The organism is Cysteiniphilum sp. 19S12-1 (assembly GCF_052030685.1).
Taxonomy (GTDB): Bacteria; Pseudomonadota; Gammaproteobacteria; order Francisellales; family Francisellaceae; genus Caedibacter.
In genome coordinates, this window is sequence record NZ_JBQAJM010000001.1 from 136,907 (window position 1) to 156,900 (window position 19,994).

The window sequence follows — 19,994 nt, forward strand, 5'->3', positions numbered from 1 at the left end:
CCCCGATGTAATGAATTGTTACAAAACAAACGAGATGTTTGCTTTGCAACCCTGTTACTTTATTTTTCTCCACCCCCTATCTTACGTGAAAACTATACAGACTTTCCTGCTACAGCTTTTTGTTCAAACATCTCTTTATTTTGCTTAAAAATCATATGATTTCCACTATCCGCCTTATCACTCTTCGTGTCTGCCAACGCATTTCCAAAAGCCGTATTAAACGCTTCATTTTTATAGCGATTTTCAGCCAAAAAAACCTTGAGATTACCTGAGCCACTTTCAACCAAATAATGATCCCTTAGTTGCTGCATTGTTGTTGAAAACTCTTTTGGATTAGACTCTAAAGTATCTATCAGTTGTTTAAACCCCTCAAATGTATCTTTCTGCGCTGCCATTGGCGATAGTCCAAACCACGCGACAAATGCATCATCCTTTTGAACACCTTTATCGACCAATGTTTGCACGAAACCAGATTCTTTCGTTAATAAGTATTGCTCAATTCCTGATAGGCGTTCATTAAAATCAAGTCCCGCTTTTTTCAATTGCTTGGCTTGGTTATATATTTCATTTACATTAACAGTCACTTTTAATCTTCCTTACTTTTGGTTGATATTTTTTAAATTTGTTTACTGAACTCTTTTAAACCAATTTGATTTTCAGGATTAAATAAACTGAATTCATTATTAAGCTGTTTAGGGTTCTTCAGACATTCTGTATATTTGTTGCTTACACCATATGTATTGTTATATAGCTTACCGTACATCGGTGCTTTTAATTTTTGAGCAATAATATCCGCTGAATTCTCCTGCTTCAGATCTGCCTTTAGCCCTGATATAATCTTATCACTATCATAGCTTCCAAATGTTCTAGGATCGTATGCCTGCATCAAACTCCATGGCACATCATAATCCTTACCATTATGATTTAAGTGATAGGTATAACGCGAATTATTGATATAATCCTTGTCAATATTCTTATCAACAAACGCTAGAAGCGATTCTAATTTCGTCGCAACCTCTTGTTCATGATAGTATGCCTCTAGCTCTTCTAGCGTGGGGTAATCGACACTTCCAGATTGTAGAATATTGCTTGATATATTCTCACTGGAATTATTTAATCTTTTTTCTTGATACAACGTTGCTGACTCGCTCTTAGCTTGCCGCATATCCTGTTCAAACTTAAGATCATTGTCCAAGGTCTGTAAGCTATATTGTGAATTTGAATTATCATCTGATCGTGTTAATACTTCAGGATGAGTAAACCCTGTAGCATCAAGCAATGCATCATTCATGAGATTAACAAATGCTTGTTTGATTAATTGCTCTGGGTCAGTTGATTGATCAAATAGTTCATAATCAATTTTAGTGGGCACAATATTACTGTAATGCCCACCGTTATGAGCCATAAAATGCGGGACTTTACCTGATGATATTAAATCTCTAAACTGCTCATAGACCTGACTTGGATGAGACTCTAAGTCATTGACAGATACCAGCATCAAATGCTGTTTTTTATCTTCAGGAATGGTTTTAAGCAGTTCAACGTACTTTTGGAGATCTTTTTGTTGTTTTAAATGCCCCAAAAACGCATTAACTTCTTGCCTTACTTTGTCCTGCAACTGAGAATTTATAACTTCTTCTGATAGATTATTATCTCCAAATGTTTTTTTCAATTCAGACTTGAATAACGCTATTGAATTATCATCATTAAAATCCAAGGAAAAATAGTTGCCAATATTATCAATATCTCTTGAATAAGCATCTTTTAGTTCGGTATACAGCATCTGTAAGTCATCAAGCGACATCTTGTTGACACCGTTAAAAACAGCCTGCCAACCAGCTTCAAGCGCTTGTTGTTCCTTTAAATCTGGATTATCCAGTCGACCAATGGCAATTAACAAACAGTCATTGTTATTATTGCCACCATTGTCTTTTAGTTGATATTTAATCATATGTTTGCCTTTTTAGTTTTTAATTACGAACTAAAGTTACGCATTTTAGGTTTTAAAACATGAATTGTTAGTATGAAACTCATTGTTTTGACAGCACTCCCATTTGTTGAATGTTATTGCCTTGATTATTAGAATCAAACAGAGTTGGCAGTACATTTTCTTCTAATCCACTTTGCCAATCTTTGCCGCCCCTCCTGCCCCTCCTATCCTCATGTTTTTTTAACGCTTTTTCTACATTACTTGGGTCTTTAATATATTCTGGAACATTTGCGTAAAAACCTAGATCATTTCCTGACTTTATAGCCATTTTAAAGTCTTCTGTAACGTATTTATCGTACCCCTCATGATGCTTATTTCTAGCTTCAGTAATTTTTTGAGCAATCTGATTATATCCACTATTCTCTTTTAAATCTTTTGCAATACCACTAACTATCGTCTGAAGATTATGCTGTGCTGAATCGTAAGCATCTAGGACATACCTTGGTAGCACAACATCAATATGTTGCTTCTCTCCAATACTAACATTACCTTCTTTATAGTAGGTATAAGTACTCCAACTGGGCTTGATTGTGTTGTTTTTAAAGAATTCCAGTAACAGTTTTAGGTTTCCTTGATTTTCAATGTTTGCAACCTTAGTATTGGTATTAATGTTTTGATTTGTTGAACCAATATTGTTGTTAGAAGGTTTTTCTTCCTCAACATTAGACGCTACCTCTTTTATAGAATCCAACTCTAACCCTGTTTTTACCTCTACTCTTTTGCTCGTGGTTTTGGTTGATTGTTCTCCAAGTTTATTGCTGGGCTTGAAGAGTGGATTTACTTTGTTTTGCGAGTCGCTGGTATTATGATTTGTATTGTTAGACGATTCTTCCTTATTCCTTTTAATGACTTTTTCAACATTAACTTTAAGCTTACTTACTTTATCACTAATTTCCTTTTCTAGGTTTTCTTGATTTATAATTTTATCTGAATTTGACTCACTCTTATTTTCATTATTTTTGCTATCACTGAATACTCCATCTTTATATCTTTCTAGATGAGTAGTTAATGTAGTTGATGTTGTATTAGTTCTTGTTTTAATTTGGTCTGCATGATCAACTGACTTTGCATCCAAGTTGACATTATCATTATTTTTTATAGAACTGCGGTTTTCTATTTCTCGTCGTTCATCAAAATACTTCTCAAGATCACTGCTAAAATTCATTTTGTGCGCGTCTATAGTTTTTTGGGTTCTATTTTTCGCAACCCCTGGCTTATAATTAGATTTAAACTTATTATCTCTCGCCAAGGCATTTCTTGCTTTTTCATCATCCAACTCTTTGGCTTTATAAGCACCTTCTATCGCACTGGAAATATTGTCTAAAGTTGCATCGATCTCTTTTTGCACCGTACCATAACTTGCCAAAGCAGTCGAATTTTCTTTTCCTTGATTAGAGATTGTTCTAATTAAATCTTTATATTCCTGATTATCCTCTATAAATTTTTTCACTCTCTCCGCTGACACATCAACTCCAACTGCTCTATCCTTATCAAAGTCAGCCATCAAATTTTTTAGCTGTTGCACAGTGGGCTCATCTGTAATTTCACGAGACTTTAGCTCCAGCTCCAACGCTGCTTGCCTTTTCTGTAAATTAGAAGTAGATATCGATGATATTTTACTCCCTATGTATTTAAAGAAATTGCTAATAGCCGTGCCTAATTCATCGAAAAAATCCCTAACAGTATTGCCTGTACGAGTCCACCAAGAAGGGGAGTTAAACTTTAATGAAGCTTCAAGATTAGCAACCTCCACTTTAACTTTTGCTTGAAGTGTCTCCATATCATTTGTTTGCAAAAAACCCTTTATCACATTTGCATTAAAATTTCGTAGCGCTTGCTTATTGTCAGCCGAGTTTTCCTTAGCAGAAGAAATAATCATTCCGAGTTTATCCATAGACTCTGCTAAATCTTTTGAGCTATTGTCCGACTCTAAACGAGTAAAAACTTTAAGCTTATCATAATAATCATTTGATAAAATAAAGTCTCCATTCCCATCACGACTTACATTAGGGTTTTCATCGTATGGCTTTCCCTCTTTATCTAGAACAATTGTACTTCTGTCCTTTGATAACTCGATTAATGCCTGCTCAATATCTTCAGGATAAAAACCATTTTTGTGCGTCGCTTTATTACCGAAGTAACTCTTATCATTCTCAGAAACTTTACTGCCTGTATTGCGAAAAGCAGAACTTTTCTGAATAGTTAAATAATGAGATGAATCCTTAGAGTTAATAATTTTAAATGACATACATTTCTCCTAAAATTAATTTTTAATCTTTATGTTTTAATAGTTTTACCAAAGCATCATATTGATGCCTGACACAAAAGTTACATTGTTATATTTTAAGTGACAATATTTGACGCAGTTATCGGACAGATTGATTAGTAGGGGCAATTCATGAATTGCCCCTTTAATAAAGACATCTGCAAATCACACAAAACAATCACCTTGTCCATATCTAGCATCTGTCATTGCTTTATGTGTATCGCCCAGATATTTTTAAATATCTATTTATTTTACTCTTAAAAGGATGATGTCTATGCCAATCTTTACCGATCAATTAGAAAAATATCGTCGTAAGCCAACTTTGGAATTTTGGCCTTTCTCTTATAAGGGGTCGATCAATTTGCATTGGGAACACGCTTTATTGGAAATGGAGAATCTGCATACGCTATCTCCCGAGCTTAAGGCGTTTTTGCGCGCAAAACTTAGCAACAACACACAGACGGATCTCAAAACACTCAAAAAATTAGAAGTGTTATTCAAGCACGCTTCGTTGAGCACAACCAGAAAAATTGTTCACACTTATAGTTTTTGTGTCGATTGGCTTAGTTTGTTTCGTAACGTGTATGAAATTCTGGCATTAAGCATTAAATCATTAGCTTTACAACTACCTTTTATCGGTTTAGCTTGGCAATTATTTGACACGATGATACTCAGTATAATGGCAGTAAACTCCGATCAAAAGGAGGATAAATGGGCAAGAAATCATTATTTATACAGCACGGCACAACTCACCCTCTGCAGTGGGATTGCATTAAGCGCATTAATTGTATCAACCTGTAGCTTACTAAGCACCATCAGCACGCTAGCTAGTCCTATTGGTGGTGCAAGTGTTTTAGTTATTTCATGGCTCCTAAGCGAAAGAGCAGCCAAGCTGTGTGATGCACGTATTAGCTATCTAATGTGTGAGTCATTGTCGATTGATGCCTTAGCTGAATTGGTTAATCAAGAGAGCATATCTCAGGTCCAGATATCTTATCAAAAGTGGCAGAATGAAATTCAAAATGCTAACAATAGTGAAGAAAGTTATAAAAGCTTGATCAAATCCTTACAACAACTGGAAGACCGTCTTAAAGCCAACAATAAAGCAGGTGATTGTCATGAATCCATGCTCGCACTAACATTATGCACAAGTCAAATCAAGAGACGTGAATTCCTTTATCGCTTAGAAAAGCCGCTTAAGTTTTTTGCTCTAATCACTGTTGCTTTAACAGTTCTTACCGTTGTATTGTTTGCTATAGGCGCTAATATTGCAACTTTTGGGTTTGCCGCTGCCTTATTTTGTTCAGCAATCGCCATTTTCAGTAGCATCTATAACCTATATCAAAAAAATAAGCTTCTAAATACAAATAATAATGAAAATGACAAAACGACCGATAATAATTATGCGCCTACATTATTTAATTCCACATTAAATAATGCCACTGTGACCACCGCCTCACCTTCAATATCAGGTATCTAACCACTCAAACTTCAGACAATCCGTCCATTTTGCTTTGACTCGTGCAGTATTTTCCTTATTTCGCATTAACAATAGTGCTGCAGAGCACAAAATCATTTATTGTATACCGACTGTAAATCATTCTACGGTGTGTATATCTCTGCAAAACTAACCAATTGAAAAACAAAGGAGATATAATGGACTTTAAGAAATTACCCACTGCCTTGACGAGCATATCACTTGCAATAACAGGCGCAAATCTATCATTTGCAAGCTCTACTCAACAAAATACTGACCAAATTAATAAAGACATCATCAGTCAGTCACTTCAAGACTTCTCAGAAGACAGCATATCCGGCAATCCAGAGAGCGTCAAACAGTTAAAGGCATTTTATAATGCAGCTAAAAGCCACTCTTATATTGAAACAATGTCAACGGGAATTTCATTTGCCGACCTACTAATCAAAGAATATCCTGCATATAAGAAGGACCCAAACATTTCTCTAGCTACCCAACAAACCAAAGTTGCTGCCACTGAGGTATATAATGCATTACAAAATGTTAGTAACATTCCTGTAATGGATAAACATTTACTAAACTATAAGGATGCTTTTGATAAGGCATGGGAAGCACGTGTTAATTTCTGGCAAAATAACGATAGCAGTGACAAAGCACAGGACTTTAATCATTTCATCAATTATATGACAATCTATGGTTTATCAAACATCCAAAAACAAGGTCTAGACCGTGCTAAAAACACATATGTCACCATTAATGCCATGGCTTATCAACTACAAATTGATGCCCAAGATGCCTACGCAAAGACCAAGCAGGAAACGATTGATAATCTTTACAATATAAAACCTGAAATGGTTGAATCAAACATTCAATTATTGCGCCAAAATGCAACCATTTCAGGTGTTACTCAGGCAATCATTGATGTTAACAATGCCCTTGAGTCAGCATTACATATCAATAAGCCAATTAAGGTTTTCGGTGTCACAATCTTTACTTTAAAGTTACCACAAAGTGTTATTGATCATGTCCACAAATCAGAAAAACAGGCAGGACTCACTGACAGCTATCAAGCATTGATGTTCATGATAAAGACAGATATATCAACAATATCTGATTACAATGCCATTGTTAAGGCAGCTAACAGCAATCTTTTTGCGAAAATGATGGTGTCATTTGCTCAAGCTCTTGCCCAGCATTTTGCCATACAACCTGAGCAAGCCTATTGGGCAATTTTAAATCAAATAGCAATACAACTAAACAAGCACATTGCTTAAAATAAAACTTGCTGACTTATTATAACTGGATATAATAGATCCAGTTTATCTCGTTAGGGATTGAAGAAAAATAAAGTAAAAGGTTAGCAAAGCAAATCTGTTTTCTATCAAGGCGTCTTAAACGCAGACATAGTAAGGCTATGATAAAGTTTAAGCAACACAGATAGAGGGAGGATAGGCAATGCAAACATTTAGTTTATTTGATGACGATTCCTTATAATCATGGATGATTTTACACAACAAAGACCAACTAAAGCTTATGATGAAATTTTATGACAATATTAAACAGTATATTAGATTTTGGTTTTTCCCGGTTCTGTTCATTATTTTTGTTATTTTAAACTTATGCTTTATCGTCCTTTCATACCAGAATTATCGTGATCATCAAGATCATAAAATAATTTACTCACTAACCAATACGATATTTCAAGTCTATTTGCGCAAGAACGAAACCTTGCAAAGCGCCCAACAACCGATTGCACATACTACTCCTAGTTACATTACCTATCTATTTACTCAAAAGCCTGTTTTTTTGCCAGTTATTGAACTGGATATGCCGGCGCAGTATAAAAAAAATAGTCACCTTTTGTATACAGACATCAGAAAGCAAATCAAAGACGGGCTAGGCTCATTACCATTTTTTTCCTCAAAACAGGTCTCTATTTGTTATGCAGACCTTAAGCAATGTGCAAATTTCACTATTGAGTTACCAAATCGTTATTATTTATATTTTCTGCTCTTATTCTTTGCCATATTTATGATAATCGTCACTCCTTTACATTTCCTGTATAAGCAAAAGTTAATTCAACCATTTTTGCAAATGCAAAAAGTTGCCAATAAACTCAACCTTAGCCATACTTCATCTGCTATGAAACCATTTAACCTAAAAAACCTAGCACAGTTGATGGAGCAAACCGGTCAAAAACTTAAAGCGCTTATGGATGAAAAAATATATACCATTAAAGCAATTGCGCATGATCTAAAAACACCGCTAACAAAAGCCAAGCTCTATATGTATAACCAAATCCCTGAGGAACACCACAAGGAACTTACTCAATATTATGACGATATGGAATATCTACTTGGTCAAATTAGTACTTACACAAAAAAGTATTATCTAAATGAAAAGCAGCAAAGAATTGATTTAGTTGATTTTAGCGAATCTGTATGTCATGAATACCAATCAAATGGATTTAATGTATCGTTTTCAACAAAACTGAAGTCCGCTATTATCAAAACTCAGCATAAGGCACTCAAACGCGTCATGCAAAACCTGATTGACAATGCGCTAAAATATGCAGGTGATGTCATGGTGGAGGTTAAACAAGAGAGTGATCAATTGTACTTACTGTTTATCGATAAAGGCCCAGGTGTACCTAAAGAACACCTAGCCAAACTTTGTGATCCATTCTACCGTGTGGATTGTGCTAGAGGTCATGACCTTTCAGGCTCAGGTTTAGGCTTATCCATCGTCAAAGAGATTGTTACACACAATAAAGCAATACTTTTCATCGAAAACAATCCTCATTCTTCGGGCTTGATTGTCAAGATTATTTTTAAGGAATTATAATAACCTCACCCTGATAAAGTAAAAAAAATCGATTTTTTCAAAATAAAAGCTTGATATATTCAAAATAACGTTTTACTATTCCTATTGTTTCCTATAGGAAGATCGTGACTCTCTGAGTTGCCGTCCTTGCTGAGAACAAAGTCCATTTTCTAGGGAAGGTGGAGGAAATTCAGCTACGAACGTGTCTGGGGCGGACTACGGTTCGTCGACAACTCGGGTGGCATGATATCAGAATATGTTATATGTTACAATATTTTTGTTGAATAATATTTTTATTTTCTATAGCATCTTTCCAAAGCGTGTAGCCACTTGAGCACCCACAAAGCAATGGAAACCTCTATAGGTCGCAATGATGATGAAATTCGCAAGCTATTTATCATCGGGAAAAACATTAAACTCCTCATGTACGAAAAAGATATTAACACTGTAGAAATATCTCGCGCCTTATGCATGTCAACCGGAACCATCAGCAAAATCTGTAATGGAAAATGTAATCCTAGCATTCTAATATTAGGTCCAATCGCAAACTATCTTGGTGTTAAAGTCGATGATTTGTTATTCGACCCACCGAATCAGAAAGGGTTATTTGAATGAACAACAGACCAGAAAAAACCGATCATTTTAATTGCAGTTTATCTGCCAACACTCTAAAGTGGCTCGCTAGTTATAATAATGATAAAAAGTTGAGCACTTGCCAACTTTACTAAATGCTACTTAAATATTTGGAGTTATCAATGAAACCGGTTAACAACCGCTTATTAGTCGCTATTTTGATGCTGACTATTGTTATTGATGTCATGGGTGTAGGGCTTGTTTTTCCCGTCATTCCTGAGATCATCATGTCAAAACAAAGTCCGTTTTTTGGATCTGGCATACCTGATTCGCTACGCAATTTTTATTATGGTCTATCGATGGCAGTATGGCCTTTGGGGATTTTTATTGGTAGTGCGATTATCGGCAGACTTTCTGATAAATATGGACGCAAACTGATGATCATCGTCTCACTAGCAGGTACAATTATTGCTTATTTACTATCTGTGAGCTCCTTAGCGTTAGGCTCATTAAGCATTTTTATACTTAGTCGTTTTATTTGCGGCTTTTTTGGTGGCAGCTTTAGTATCGCGCAAGCAGTTATCTTGGATATTTCTAACGAACAAAATCGTGTGAAAAATTTAAGTTTAATCACGCTTGCTGCCTCTATTGGCTTTGTCTTTGGTCCCCTAATAACGACAGCTGTTGGCTTATTATCGCAAACGGAGTATCAAGCCATTACACTACCGTTTTGGTTTGGTGCCGGATTATCTGTAATCAACCTACTAAGTGTTTGTTTATTCCTACCCGAAACCTACACCAATCGCATCAAGAATCAAAAGCTTAAGCTAATAAGCCTCATCTTTAGCTTTAAAGTAATGTTTAGCGATAAGCGTGTCAAAATACTTGCATTAGCCTTTTTGCTTTTGCAAATCGGCTGGGGCTACTACGCCCAAGGCTTGCCATTAGTGCTAGCACAAGCGTTCCAATTTGAACCGGCAAGCATTGGTTTTGTTTTTGTGATCATGAGTTTAGGCTTTGCATTTTCAACACTTTACTTTCAAAACGTCGTGCTTAAGCGCCTTAACAATCATCTTGCGATGCTGTTAAGTGGTATTATTATTGCGATCTTGTTGGCGCTTTGCACCTTTTTCTTAAGCCCAAGCTCGATGATTATCAGCGCATTTGTTGGCGCGTTATTAGAAATCATCTTCTACACCGCCTTATTATCCGTGATTGCCAACAAAGTTGAGAGCCATGAACAGGGTGCCATCATGGGTGGTACTACATCTGTTTTTGGTATTGCTTGGGCGATTAATGCTTTCACGCTTGGCTTATTGACAACATTTTACTTACTACTACCATTATATCTAGCCGCGGTGAGTATTTTAATCGCAGGATTAGTCATCAAACTAGACAAGTAACATAAGTTATACTTATTTACTAGTGATTTGTTTTGAATTTCGCGTATCATGACACTTTACTTTAAAGGGAGAAAATAAGGATAATTTATATGTCAATCAAAAACAAACCCGTCACACTGACCTTTTTCATTACCCTATTTCAGACGATGAGTACCGGTGTAATGTTTAGTTTAACCGTGCTATATTTAACGTTATCACTTAAGGTCAGTGAAGGTGAAGCATATATGCTCAACACCGCACTCTTTTCACTTTTTTATTGCTTGCCACTTGTCGCCGGCATTGTTGCTGATAAGCTGCTTGATGCCAAACGCACACTAATCATTGGGCAACTGTTTAGTATTTTTGGCTTTTTTGCCTTAGCACAATTTGGTGAGCCCTTACTTGTCACCAGTTTAAGTTGTATTGCCATTGGTGGCGCGTTTTACTTGCCAAGCATTTGGAAACTACTAAATAGCTGCTTTCCTGAGCAAAATGCTAAACGATCTTATTATTTCACGGTTGCCTATATTAGCTTAGCAACCGGCGGTATGATTGCGACCTTTAGCTCTGGGTTTATTGCGGATTATTTGAGCTATCAAGCGGCCTTTTATATAGGCGCTGTTTATAACGTCATTGCTTTGTTGCTTTTTCTTGGCTTTCAACACATATACCCCAAATCTAACAGCTCAGTTTCATTCAACAAATATATTTATAGCATACTCGTGTTTGTGGTTACATTTATCGTTGTGCACTATCTTATCCAACGACCAAACACAGCTGCATTAACCATTTATATTGTCGGTATACTGCTTGTAGGCTACTTTTTCTATCTCGTTAAACAAGCACCCAACATGACTCAGAAAAAAGGGGTACTAAAGTTCCTTGTATTTTGCTTGATCAATGTTGCTTACTGGAGCATTGCAACGCTAGCCCAAACTAATATTACTCTCTTTTCTGAGTACAATTTAAATCGACATATTTTTGGTTTTGTATACCCAGCTGGATCTGTCATCACATTTTGGTATATCAGCATGTTTATTTGTGCAATTGGCGTGAGCTACTTTTGGTATCGCAAGCTTAAGCACAACGCCTTTGATCAAAAGTTCTTTATTGGGCTTATTGTTACCGCAATTGCAGGTGCTAGCATTCCACTAGCTATCTATTTTAGTGGTGCTAATCATCAGGTTGCCTTTTTCTGGATTGTTATATTTTTCTTCTTCTTGGGACTAGGTGAAATTCTCGTACAACCCAATGGCAATGCTGCCGCTGGAGAGTATATTAATGAGAAAAACAGAGGCTTTGCGTTAGGCGCTTGGCAGTTTGCAAGTGGTCTTGGTGTTGCCGTTTCAGGCCAACTTTCTATGCTGACTATTACCGACAACAAAGCAACAAATTTATTATTAAGCAATCAGACCTATAGTCATGTATTTTTATATATTGCGATTATTTGCCTTGCCTTTGGCATCATTACATTTCTCATTAATCGCTTTTTAAGAACCTCACATTAATACCTTAATTTTGTGGTATTCACTTATAAAACAATAGCGCTTAAAATGCCTCCATAGCATAAATAATCTTTCCACATGCTAACCTATTACGGTGGGGGCCGATTGTACAGCGCTTTTAAAGCTTAAGGGGTTATAGCTTTAAAAGCCGCTCGTACATACTTTGCAATCTAATAAACCACACAACAAGAGTAAAATAATGGCAACCATACATACAGCACAAGAATATGCTAAGATTTATAAAATCCTGCAAAAACATGATAACTCTAAGCAAATCATAGATCATATTACGAAAGAGGTTTTATCTACCATCAACTGTAATCGTTTTTTAGACATTGGTGCAGGCGAGGGTAAAATTACCAATAAGATTTCACCACACTTTAATAATACTCTGGCGATCGAACCTAATCCTACTTACGCAAGTCTATTAAAATCAATTGATGATCTAACCGTGATCAATCAAACTTTCCAAGAAACCGAATTAACCGAGCAGTATAACTTTATATTATGCTCACATGTGCTCTATCACGTTGATGAAAAAGACTGGGAGACTTTTGCATTAAAGGCATATAAAGCGCTCGCTCCAGGAGGCGTATTAATGTTTGTAGTGCCCTCTAATAAGGGTGAGCACTATGAAAAATGCATAAGTTACAACCCACAATATAAGTGCTATAAGCTTCTCAAGGCAATTGCTAACAAACATAAGATTAACTATCATCTCGAGATAACTGATGCTTTTTACAATACAACAACCTTGGATGAAATGTACCAGATTTGCCGCTTCTCAATCTTAGAGGACAGCTTCACCTATGAAATGTATCAACAACTTTTACAAAAAGGGATTGAGCCATTCAATGCAGATGTTATGGAATATGCTAAGCGTAAATATGTCGATGATAATCATTATTCACTAATCATTCACCCGGCTTTTATTAGCTTTCATAAACCCTTATAATTATCGTAACAAACGCGCATAACGGCGCATATTCTGAAATAACCCCTGTTTTTTAAACCATGCTTCAATATTCCCTGGAAAATGGCTACGATAGAGCTCCTGAATATTACGAATATGCGTGCGCACTGTACCGACAGAACACTGTAGTATTCTAGCGCTAACAACCGTGCTATACCCTTCAAAATACAAAGCCAGACATTTAATTTGCTGCTTTGTCAGATAAAGTCCTTGTGCGTTAATTAAAACATAAAGCTTTGCTAACATTGCATAGCAACGACTATTTGACTCATTCAATGCCTCTAGCGTTTTTGCAGCGGTTTTATCATCCGTAATCTGTGCAAAAACACCCGCCATATCAGGTGATAACGAATATTCTTTTATTTTATCCTCTTGCCAACGCAACATAATTGAAGCATTAAAAACAAATTTCTTGCCTGTGGTTTCTATACCGCAAAACTCACCAATATGTTCACAGTTTTCAGAGAACTGCAATACGGTGGTGTCGGCACAATGCGCTTGTTGCAAAAAATCAAGTGATCTGACATCAACTGATTGAAAATAAAAAGAAAGATCCATGGCTATTTCATCACGACCAAAAGCAATGCCATAGTCAGTCAAAGCCAAACAATCAGGTGTTAGAAACTCACCCAACGCATTATTATCGCGCCCAATTAATAGAGCGTCTAAGAATTCTTTAGTTTCATTAACCTTGTTATTACTCATTGACATCCCTGTTCTTTTTTAATTACACAATATCAAAATCAAACATTTGATTAGCAAATGGCTCATCGAGCAATCGAAAGTGCCACCATTCTGTCGCTATTGGTTCAAACCCAGCATTTAACATTGCTTGACGCAATAATGCTCGATTGGCAATTGCTTCTTTTGAAACTTCATTATTGTCGGGGTGAGATAAGGGATCCATATAATCAAAGATCGTACCCATATCCAGCGCTTTGCCCTGTTGATTAATCAAAGTTAAGTCAACCGTACTGCCACTACAATGGTTTGATGTTTTATTAAAATAGCCTTGCCCAAATAAGTCAGCTTTACTTAAGTTAGGGTAATACTGACGTTGCGTGTGATTATCATGAGGATCCTGTGCCCATTGCCAAAAATCATCAACGGCTTTAGCAGGTCGATAAGCATCCCAAATCAATAAGCTCAACTTATGCTTAGCTACACTTTGAGCCACCTGCTGCAATGCAGCGTAACAGGCTTTAGTCATCAAGCATTTATTCGCATAATAGCCTGCTATACCCCTGCCTGCGATATTATCATCATAACTATATTTAATATCCCAACGCATTGGGTCAGATTGGGTTAACTCAATAAACTCGCTATGCATGGGACAACTACCGAATATTAGAAAGGAATATCATCGTCATCAAAGTCATTAAGTTGACTCAAATCCGGTTGTGCTTGCGGCTTATTTTGTTGTTGTGGCGCCTGATTGTATGCACCAGCTGCAGGCTGCTGTGGTTGCGCTGATGGTTGGTTAAATTGTGGCTGCGAATAGCCTTGCTGAGGGTTAGCATTGTTTTGACTATCACTTCGCCCACCCATTAGTTGCATTTCATTGGCAACAATCTCAGTTGTATAACGTTCTTGTCCGTTTTGATCTTGCCATTTATTCGTGCGAATACGCCCTTCAATATAAAGTAATGAACCTTTTTGTGTATACTGAGCAACTGTTTCTGCCTGCTTTCCAAAGACCACCACACGATGCCATTCTGTATTTTCAACAAACTGCCCTGTTTGGCGATCTTTATAGCCATCATTGGTGGCTAGTCGCAAATTCGCTACTGACATACCGCTTGGCATATAGCGCACCTCAGGATCCGCACCCAATCGTCCAAGCAAAATCACCTTGTTTACTGTACCTTTAGCCATAAATCACCTTTTTATTCTGATTATTCTAAACTTTCTTTAATCTAAAATTTACCGACCTATGGTATCACAATGATTGCAGCGTTAACACGATTAGCGTGTAAGATTATTGACAAACTTCATAAGCTAATTAACTGTTATGCAATACTTTATTCCTAGAATCCAGTTCATCATTTTTTATTAAACAATACGCCATTTTGCCATAGTCCATTGCCTGCAAATCTGCTAATCTGAGTGATGTAAAACTGATAACAAATTGGAGTTAATCATTCATGAGTCGTTATGATAACATCAACATGGATAATTTATGGAATGAAGAACAAGATCATTTCAGTAATGAACAATACTATTCACTGTTGATAGAACAATATAAAATCTACGTTGAGATGGCAGATCGCGCAAGCTTCCGCCGCGTATCAATCAACCTATTTTTCCTTATCACCAATATCGCCATCGTTGGTATTATGGCGCTTGGCATTAGTCGCTCAAGCACTGAATTATCACTTGGTTTACTAGTCTTGCCTTTGTTGGGATTATTAGCCATTTGCTACTGTTGGTGGCGCGTGGTACGCTTTTATCGCCACACGGTTAACATCAAAGAACAAGTCATTGGCGCACTTGAAAAACGTCTACCTTCCAGTCCAATTTTTTCCGCTGAGCGCGTTACTGCACTGCAAAAAGGCTCTTTCACGCCACTTAAACGTATTGAAACTTATATGCCCTTTGTATTCTTCTTGTTATATATTGGCATCTACATCTATCTTTTGATTGCTTGGGGGAAATAAGTAATGACTGCAACTTTAATCAAAGATGAACTGGTACAACTAAAGACACGGCACCAATCTTTTATTGATCAGGGATTAAAACTTGATATGACACGTGGCAAGCCATGTGTTGAGCAGCTTAATCTATCCGATGAATTGCTTAACAATCTTAACCATCAGGATGTCGTTGTTGCACCTGATTATCGCAATTACAGTCCGCCTGATTTACTTACAGGACTTCCTGAAATCAAAACACTTTTTGCTGATGTTCTTGGTATTAATACTGACCAAATAATTGTTGGTGGCAACTCATCACTTAATTTGATGTATGACACGATCATTAAAGCGCTCATTCACAAACTGCCAAATCAGGCAAAAAGTTGGTCTGAACAAGGGAAAATCAAATTTTTATGCCCAACCCCTGGTTATGATCGTCATTTTGCCATTTGTGAGTCTTTCGGCATTGAGATGATCAATATCCCTTTAACTGGCAATGGTCCAGATATGGATCAAGTGGAAAAACTTGTTGCCAATGACAGCAGTATCAAAGGCATGTGGTGTGTACCTAAGTACAGCAACCCAACGGGTGAAAGCTACAGTAATGATACGATCAAGCGTCTTGCTGCGATGACAACAGCAGCAAGTAACTTTAGAATTTTCTGGGATAATGCCTATGCTGTACACCACCTAGATATGCAGGATCAAGCTGAGATCCTTGATATTCTTAGCGAGTGTAGCACAAGAGGTAATCCAGATCGTGTATTTATGTTTGCTTCAACCTCAAAAATTACCTATGCTGGCGCTGGCGTTGCCGTTATTGCCGCTAATAAAGGCAATTATGATTGGTTAGTACAACATTTAAAAACACAAACCATTGGTCATGATAAGATTAATCAGCTACGCCACTTAAGGCTTCTTCCAAATAAAGAGGCTTTTATGCAACACATGGCAAAACATGCCGCTATTTTAAAACCTAAGTTTGACATTGTGAATGAAGTGCTGAGCACTGAACTTGGCACAAATGGTCAATTTGCACAGTGGCATGAGCCTAAAGGTGGCTATTTCATCAGTTTTGATAGTCAACCAGGACTTGCTAAGAAAATCGTCAAAATGGCGCAGGATGCGGGTGTTAAATTAACTAGCGCAGGTGCCACTTACCCTTATGGCAAGGATCCACAAGATTGCAATATTCGTATTGCACCTTCGTTGCCAACAGTCTCCGAGCTTAAAATCGCCACTGAAGTGTTAGCCGTTGTTACCAAAATTGCGACACTAGAAGCAAACTAATCATCCATAAACTTAGGTAAAACCAACTTACCTTTAACAAAAGGTGGACACCATAAAAACTGAGTTGACAGTACCTTTGAGAACTTAAACAATCCATCGACAACACCATCTTCGTCACCTGTCATCCGTGCAAATTGAACTTCAAATGGATAAAAGCTCGAGGCAAAGCAGGAGAACATTAAACCTCCTTCAAGCTGATCATTAATCCATGGCATCGATCGGCGCCACATAAACGCTTCAGGATCAAAGCTCTCTTGTGCCGTGCGTTTTACATGGGCAAACGGCTTATTATCTTCAAATTCACGATTATCATCCAAGCTTCGCCCAATAAGTTCTTCTTTGACCTGTTGACTCGCTTTATCAAGCCAACTAAAGTCATGCTGCCACTTTTGAATACTCCAAAAACTCGAACCATCCAAATGCTTATCATCACTTACAACAATTGCAGTATTAAATTGCTCATCACCTTGAGGGTTCTCTGTACCATCTTCAAAACCAGATAAATCATGATCAACCATTTTGCCTTCTTGCTCATAGGTTAAATAAGTGCAAGCACGTGATATATCCGTGCACTTAAAGGCACCACCTACAACAGCAATCATTTGACGCGCCTTATGCATTAACATACCTTGATCATTATCTCTCAACCAAAGCACTAAATCACAGTGTGTTTTAGGCGCAAGTTTTTGCTGCTTTACGGTTGGCGTATATGCTTTGAAATCATTTTTTAGCTCCGTTTTATGCATAAGCGTCTCACCTAAACCAATCACGGTAGATTGACCATCAATGAGTTGGCATAAGCTTTGCATCACTTCATTTAATTTGCTTTTATCCTCTAAGACAAAAAATAAATAAATTGCCGATGATGGTAAATTTTCTAAAATGCCTTGCTGATATTTTGGAACTTGCATCATTATTCTTCACTCCATCCTTTTGCTCTTGTCACTGCTTTATGCCAATAATTACTATATTGTGTGCGTAGTTCGTTATTAAGTGAGCTTGTAAACTCCTTTTCAACTGACCATAATGATTTTAATTCATTAACATCTGACCAATAACCAACAGCAAGACCAGCTAAATAAGCAGCTCCTAATGCGGTTGTCTCTAATACTTGTGGGCGAATAACCTTAGCATTAAGCATATCCGCTTGAAATTGCATTAAAAAGTTATTTGCCACAGCCCCTCCATCCACACGCATTTCAGTCAAATGAATACCCGTATCTGAGACTTTGGCACTAACGATATCCATTACTTGATAAGCAATGCTCTCTAGTGCTGCGCGCGCAATATGCGCTTTAGAGCTACCTCGCGTTAAACCAAAGATTGAACCACGTGCTGATTGATCCCAGTGCGGCGCACCCAAACCTGCCATTGCGGGCACTAAATAAACACCACCATTATCAGCAACAGTTAATGCTAACTTTTCACTGTCAGCGGCATTCTGCAAAATTCCTAATTCATCTCTTAGCCACTGAATAACAGCACCACCCATAAAGACACTACCTTCTAGCGCATAGGTGGTTTTGCCATTTAACTGCCAAGCAATTGTTGTTAATAAGTTATTCTTTGAAACTGCTGGGGTGTCTCCTGTATTCATCATCATAAAACAACCCGTACCATAGGTTGTCTTTAACATTCCAGGTTCAGTACACATTTGACCAAATAATGCCGCTTGTTGATCTCCTGCCACACCTGCTATTGGAATTTTTGTCGCAAAAAGAGTAGTTGCTGTTTGTGAATACACTTCACTTGAGGATTTCACCTCAGGCATCATTTCTTTAGGAATATCAAATAATTTCAATAAATCATCATCCCATTGATTGGTATGGATATTATAAAGCATTGTCCGACTTGCGTTACTTGCGTCTGTTGCATGTAGGCGTAGGTTGGTAAATTTAGCCATAAGCCAAGTATCGACCGTACCAAAGCATAATTTACCTTGCATGGCCTTTTCACGTGCACCATCAACATGATCAAGAATCCACTTGATCTTAGAGGCACTAAAGTAGGCATCAATCACAAGACCTGTCTTTTCTTGGATCATTTTGGCATGACCTTCAGCTTTTAACTTATTACAAAAATCCGCTGTGCGTCTGTCCTGCCATACAATTGCATTATAAATCGGCTTACCTGTATCACGCTCCCAAACAATCGTTGTTTCACGTTGATTGGTAATGCCAATAGCGGCAATATTCTTACCATTAATACCCGCTTTAGTAATCGCAGTTGCAGCAACTCCAGCCTGTGTGCTCCAAATTTCCTTAGGGTCATGCTCAACCCAGCTTGGTTTTGGATAAATTTGCCTGAACTCTTGTTGTGCCATTTCAACCACTTGACCTTTTTGGTTAAATATAATCGCACGTGAACTCGTTGTACCTTGATCGAGTGTTAGAATATATTGCGACATAGATACGTCTCCTTATCATTAGCTCCGCCGATATCATATACGCTATAGCCGCTACGATACAAATATAAACGAGGTATTTTTGAAAAGTTCTATATCACAAAGCAAAAAGGCACCGTTAGGTGCCTTTGTAATAATAAAAAACCTGATGATGTTCTACTTAACTTCAGGCGTCCTGCCTTACGCCATTTCATGGTCAATGTCATACTTCCATTGATCAAATTTGTTCCCAACAAATTTGTCACATGGCGAATGGTGAGACGGAAAACCAAATAGTGCCAACTATCTGCCGTCGAACGCCACTTGTCACGGACCTGCAAGTGGCCGATTTGAAAAAATACAGGAAGTATTTTTAATAAATACACTATCATCGGCGTTATTCAGTTTCACTTCGTCAGTTCGGAATGGGTTAAAAGCACTGCTTTTAACGACTTTGAAGCGAGGGGGTACTTTCTCCCGAGCGTTGATTCAAAGTCCGGAATGATCACCATGGAAGGTTTTATTGTAAATCTGATGCCACAAAGCAAAAAGGCACCGTTAGGTGCCTTTTGATATTGTGCTATTAGTTTATTTTGCGATATTCCATCGTCTTTCAATGTCAAATAATTTGGCGGTGTCCTACTTTCACATGGCGAATGCCACACTATCATCGGCGTTATTCAGTTTCACTTCTGAGTT

The 19,994-nt window shown here is 37.3% G+C and carries 17 protein-coding genes; 9 read left to right on the forward strand and 8 right to left on the reverse strand.

Going from position 1 to position 19,994, the window contains the following annotated elements:
- Positions 1-92: 92 nt before the first annotated feature.
- The 3 genes from ACTS4L_RS00655 to ACTS4L_RS00665 all read right to left on the reverse strand — a co-directional run bounded on the left by ACTS4L_RS00655 (position 93) and on the right by ACTS4L_RS00665 (position 4,238).
- A complete protein-coding gene (locus tag ACTS4L_RS00655; protein ID WP_440617580.1) occupies positions 93-584 on the reverse strand; it encodes a hypothetical protein in 492 nt (163 codons plus the stop codon).
- 32 nt (positions 585-616) lie between these two features.
- Complete coding sequence (locus tag ACTS4L_RS00660) at positions 617-1,951, reverse strand: hypothetical protein (protein WP_440617579.1); 1,335 nt, start codon at positions 1,949-1,951, stop codon at positions 617-619.
- Between the two features lie 79 nt (positions 1,952-2,030).
- Positions 2,031-4,238: a hypothetical protein gene (locus ACTS4L_RS00665; protein WP_440617578.1), complete on the reverse strand. Its 2,208-nt coding sequence runs from the start codon at positions 4,236-4,238 to the stop codon at positions 2,031-2,033.
- A 292-nt stretch (positions 4,239-4,530) separates the two neighbouring features.
- Here ACTS4L_RS00665 and ACTS4L_RS00670 point away from each other — a divergent pair, with 292 nt between their 5' ends.
- The 7 genes from ACTS4L_RS00670 (at position 4,531) to ACTS4L_RS00700 (ending at position 12,971) form a co-directional block, all read left to right on the forward strand.
- A complete protein-coding gene (locus tag ACTS4L_RS00670) occupies positions 4,531-5,736 on the forward strand; it encodes a hypothetical protein (protein WP_440617577.1) in 1,206 nt (401 codons plus the stop codon).
- 176 nt (positions 5,737-5,912) lie between these two features.
- The gene (locus tag ACTS4L_RS00675) at positions 5,913-7,007 is read left to right on the forward strand and encodes a hypothetical protein (RefSeq protein WP_440617576.1); all 1,095 of its coding nucleotides are present in this window, start codon (positions 5,913-5,915) and stop codon (positions 7,005-7,007) included.
- Positions 7,008-7,827: 820 nt separating this feature from the next.
- Positions 7,828-8,577 carry a sensor histidine kinase gene (locus tag ACTS4L_RS00680; RefSeq protein ID WP_440651597.1) on the forward strand — a complete coding sequence of 250 codons (750 nt, stop codon included), beginning with the start codon at positions 7,828-7,830 and terminating at the stop codon, positions 8,575-8,577.
- 327 nt (positions 8,578-8,904) lie between these two features.
- Entirely contained in the window at positions 8,905-9,171 is a 267-nt protein-coding gene (locus ACTS4L_RS00685; protein WP_440617574.1) for a helix-turn-helix transcriptional regulator, read from the forward strand.
- 140 nt (positions 9,172-9,311) lie between these two features.
- On the forward strand, positions 9,312-10,532 hold the full coding sequence (locus ACTS4L_RS00690; RefSeq protein ID WP_440617573.1) for an MFS transporter: 1,221 nt from the start codon (positions 9,312-9,314) through the stop codon (positions 10,530-10,532).
- Positions 10,533-10,621: 89 nt separating this feature from the next.
- On the forward strand, positions 10,622-12,019 hold the full coding sequence (locus ACTS4L_RS00695; RefSeq protein WP_440617572.1) for an MFS transporter: 1,398 nt from the start codon (positions 10,622-10,624) through the stop codon (positions 12,017-12,019).
- A 196-nt stretch (positions 12,020-12,215) separates the two neighbouring features.
- Positions 12,216-12,971: a methyltransferase domain-containing protein gene (locus ACTS4L_RS00700; RefSeq protein WP_440617571.1), complete on the forward strand. Its 756-nt coding sequence runs from the start codon at positions 12,216-12,218 to the stop codon at positions 12,969-12,971.
- On the opposite strand, the gene ACTS4L_RS00705 is transcribed toward ACTS4L_RS00700, so the two are convergent.
- From ACTS4L_RS00705 to ssb, 3 genes are read right to left on the reverse strand one after another with little or no spacing between them, the layout of a single operon-like run.
- On the reverse strand, positions 12,972-13,694 hold the full coding sequence (locus ACTS4L_RS00705; RefSeq protein ID WP_440617570.1) for an ester cyclase: 723 nt from the start codon (positions 13,692-13,694) through the stop codon (positions 12,972-12,974).
- A gap of 22 nt (positions 13,695-13,716) precedes the next feature.
- Positions 13,717-14,319 carry a M15 family metallopeptidase gene (locus ACTS4L_RS00710; RefSeq protein WP_440617569.1) on the reverse strand — a complete coding sequence of 201 codons (603 nt, stop codon included), beginning with the start codon at positions 14,317-14,319 and terminating at the stop codon, positions 13,717-13,719.
- Between the two features lie 17 nt (positions 14,320-14,336).
- A complete protein-coding gene (ssb, locus tag ACTS4L_RS00715; protein WP_440617568.1) occupies positions 14,337-14,864 on the reverse strand; it encodes a single-stranded DNA-binding protein in 528 nt (175 codons plus the stop codon).
- A gap of 269 nt (positions 14,865-15,133) precedes the next feature.
- On the opposite strand from ssb, the gene ACTS4L_RS00720 reads away from it, so the two are divergent.
- Positions 15,134-15,646: a RipA family octameric membrane protein gene (locus ACTS4L_RS00720; protein ID WP_440617567.1), complete on the forward strand. Its 513-nt coding sequence runs from the start codon at positions 15,134-15,136 to the stop codon at positions 15,644-15,646.
- A 3-nt stretch (positions 15,647-15,649) separates the two neighbouring features.
- Complete coding sequence (locus ACTS4L_RS00725) at positions 15,650-16,912, forward strand: aminotransferase class I/II-fold pyridoxal phosphate-dependent enzyme (RefSeq protein WP_440617566.1); 1,263 nt, start codon at positions 15,650-15,652, stop codon at positions 16,910-16,912.
- On the opposite strand, the gene ACTS4L_RS00730 is transcribed toward ACTS4L_RS00725, so the two are convergent.
- Positions 16,909-17,826 carry a Dyp-type peroxidase gene (locus ACTS4L_RS00730; protein WP_440617565.1) on the reverse strand — a complete coding sequence of 306 codons (918 nt, stop codon included), beginning with the start codon at positions 17,824-17,826 and terminating at the stop codon, positions 16,909-16,911. The genes ACTS4L_RS00725 and ACTS4L_RS00730 overlap by 4 nt on opposite strands.
- On the reverse strand, positions 17,826-19,319 hold the full coding sequence (gene glpK / locus ACTS4L_RS00735) for a glycerol kinase GlpK (RefSeq protein ID WP_440617564.1): 1,494 nt from the start codon (positions 19,317-19,319) through the stop codon (positions 17,826-17,828). The genes ACTS4L_RS00730 and glpK overlap by 1 nt, the downstream gene beginning before the upstream one ends.
- Between the last annotated feature and the right edge of the window lie 675 nt (positions 19,320-19,994).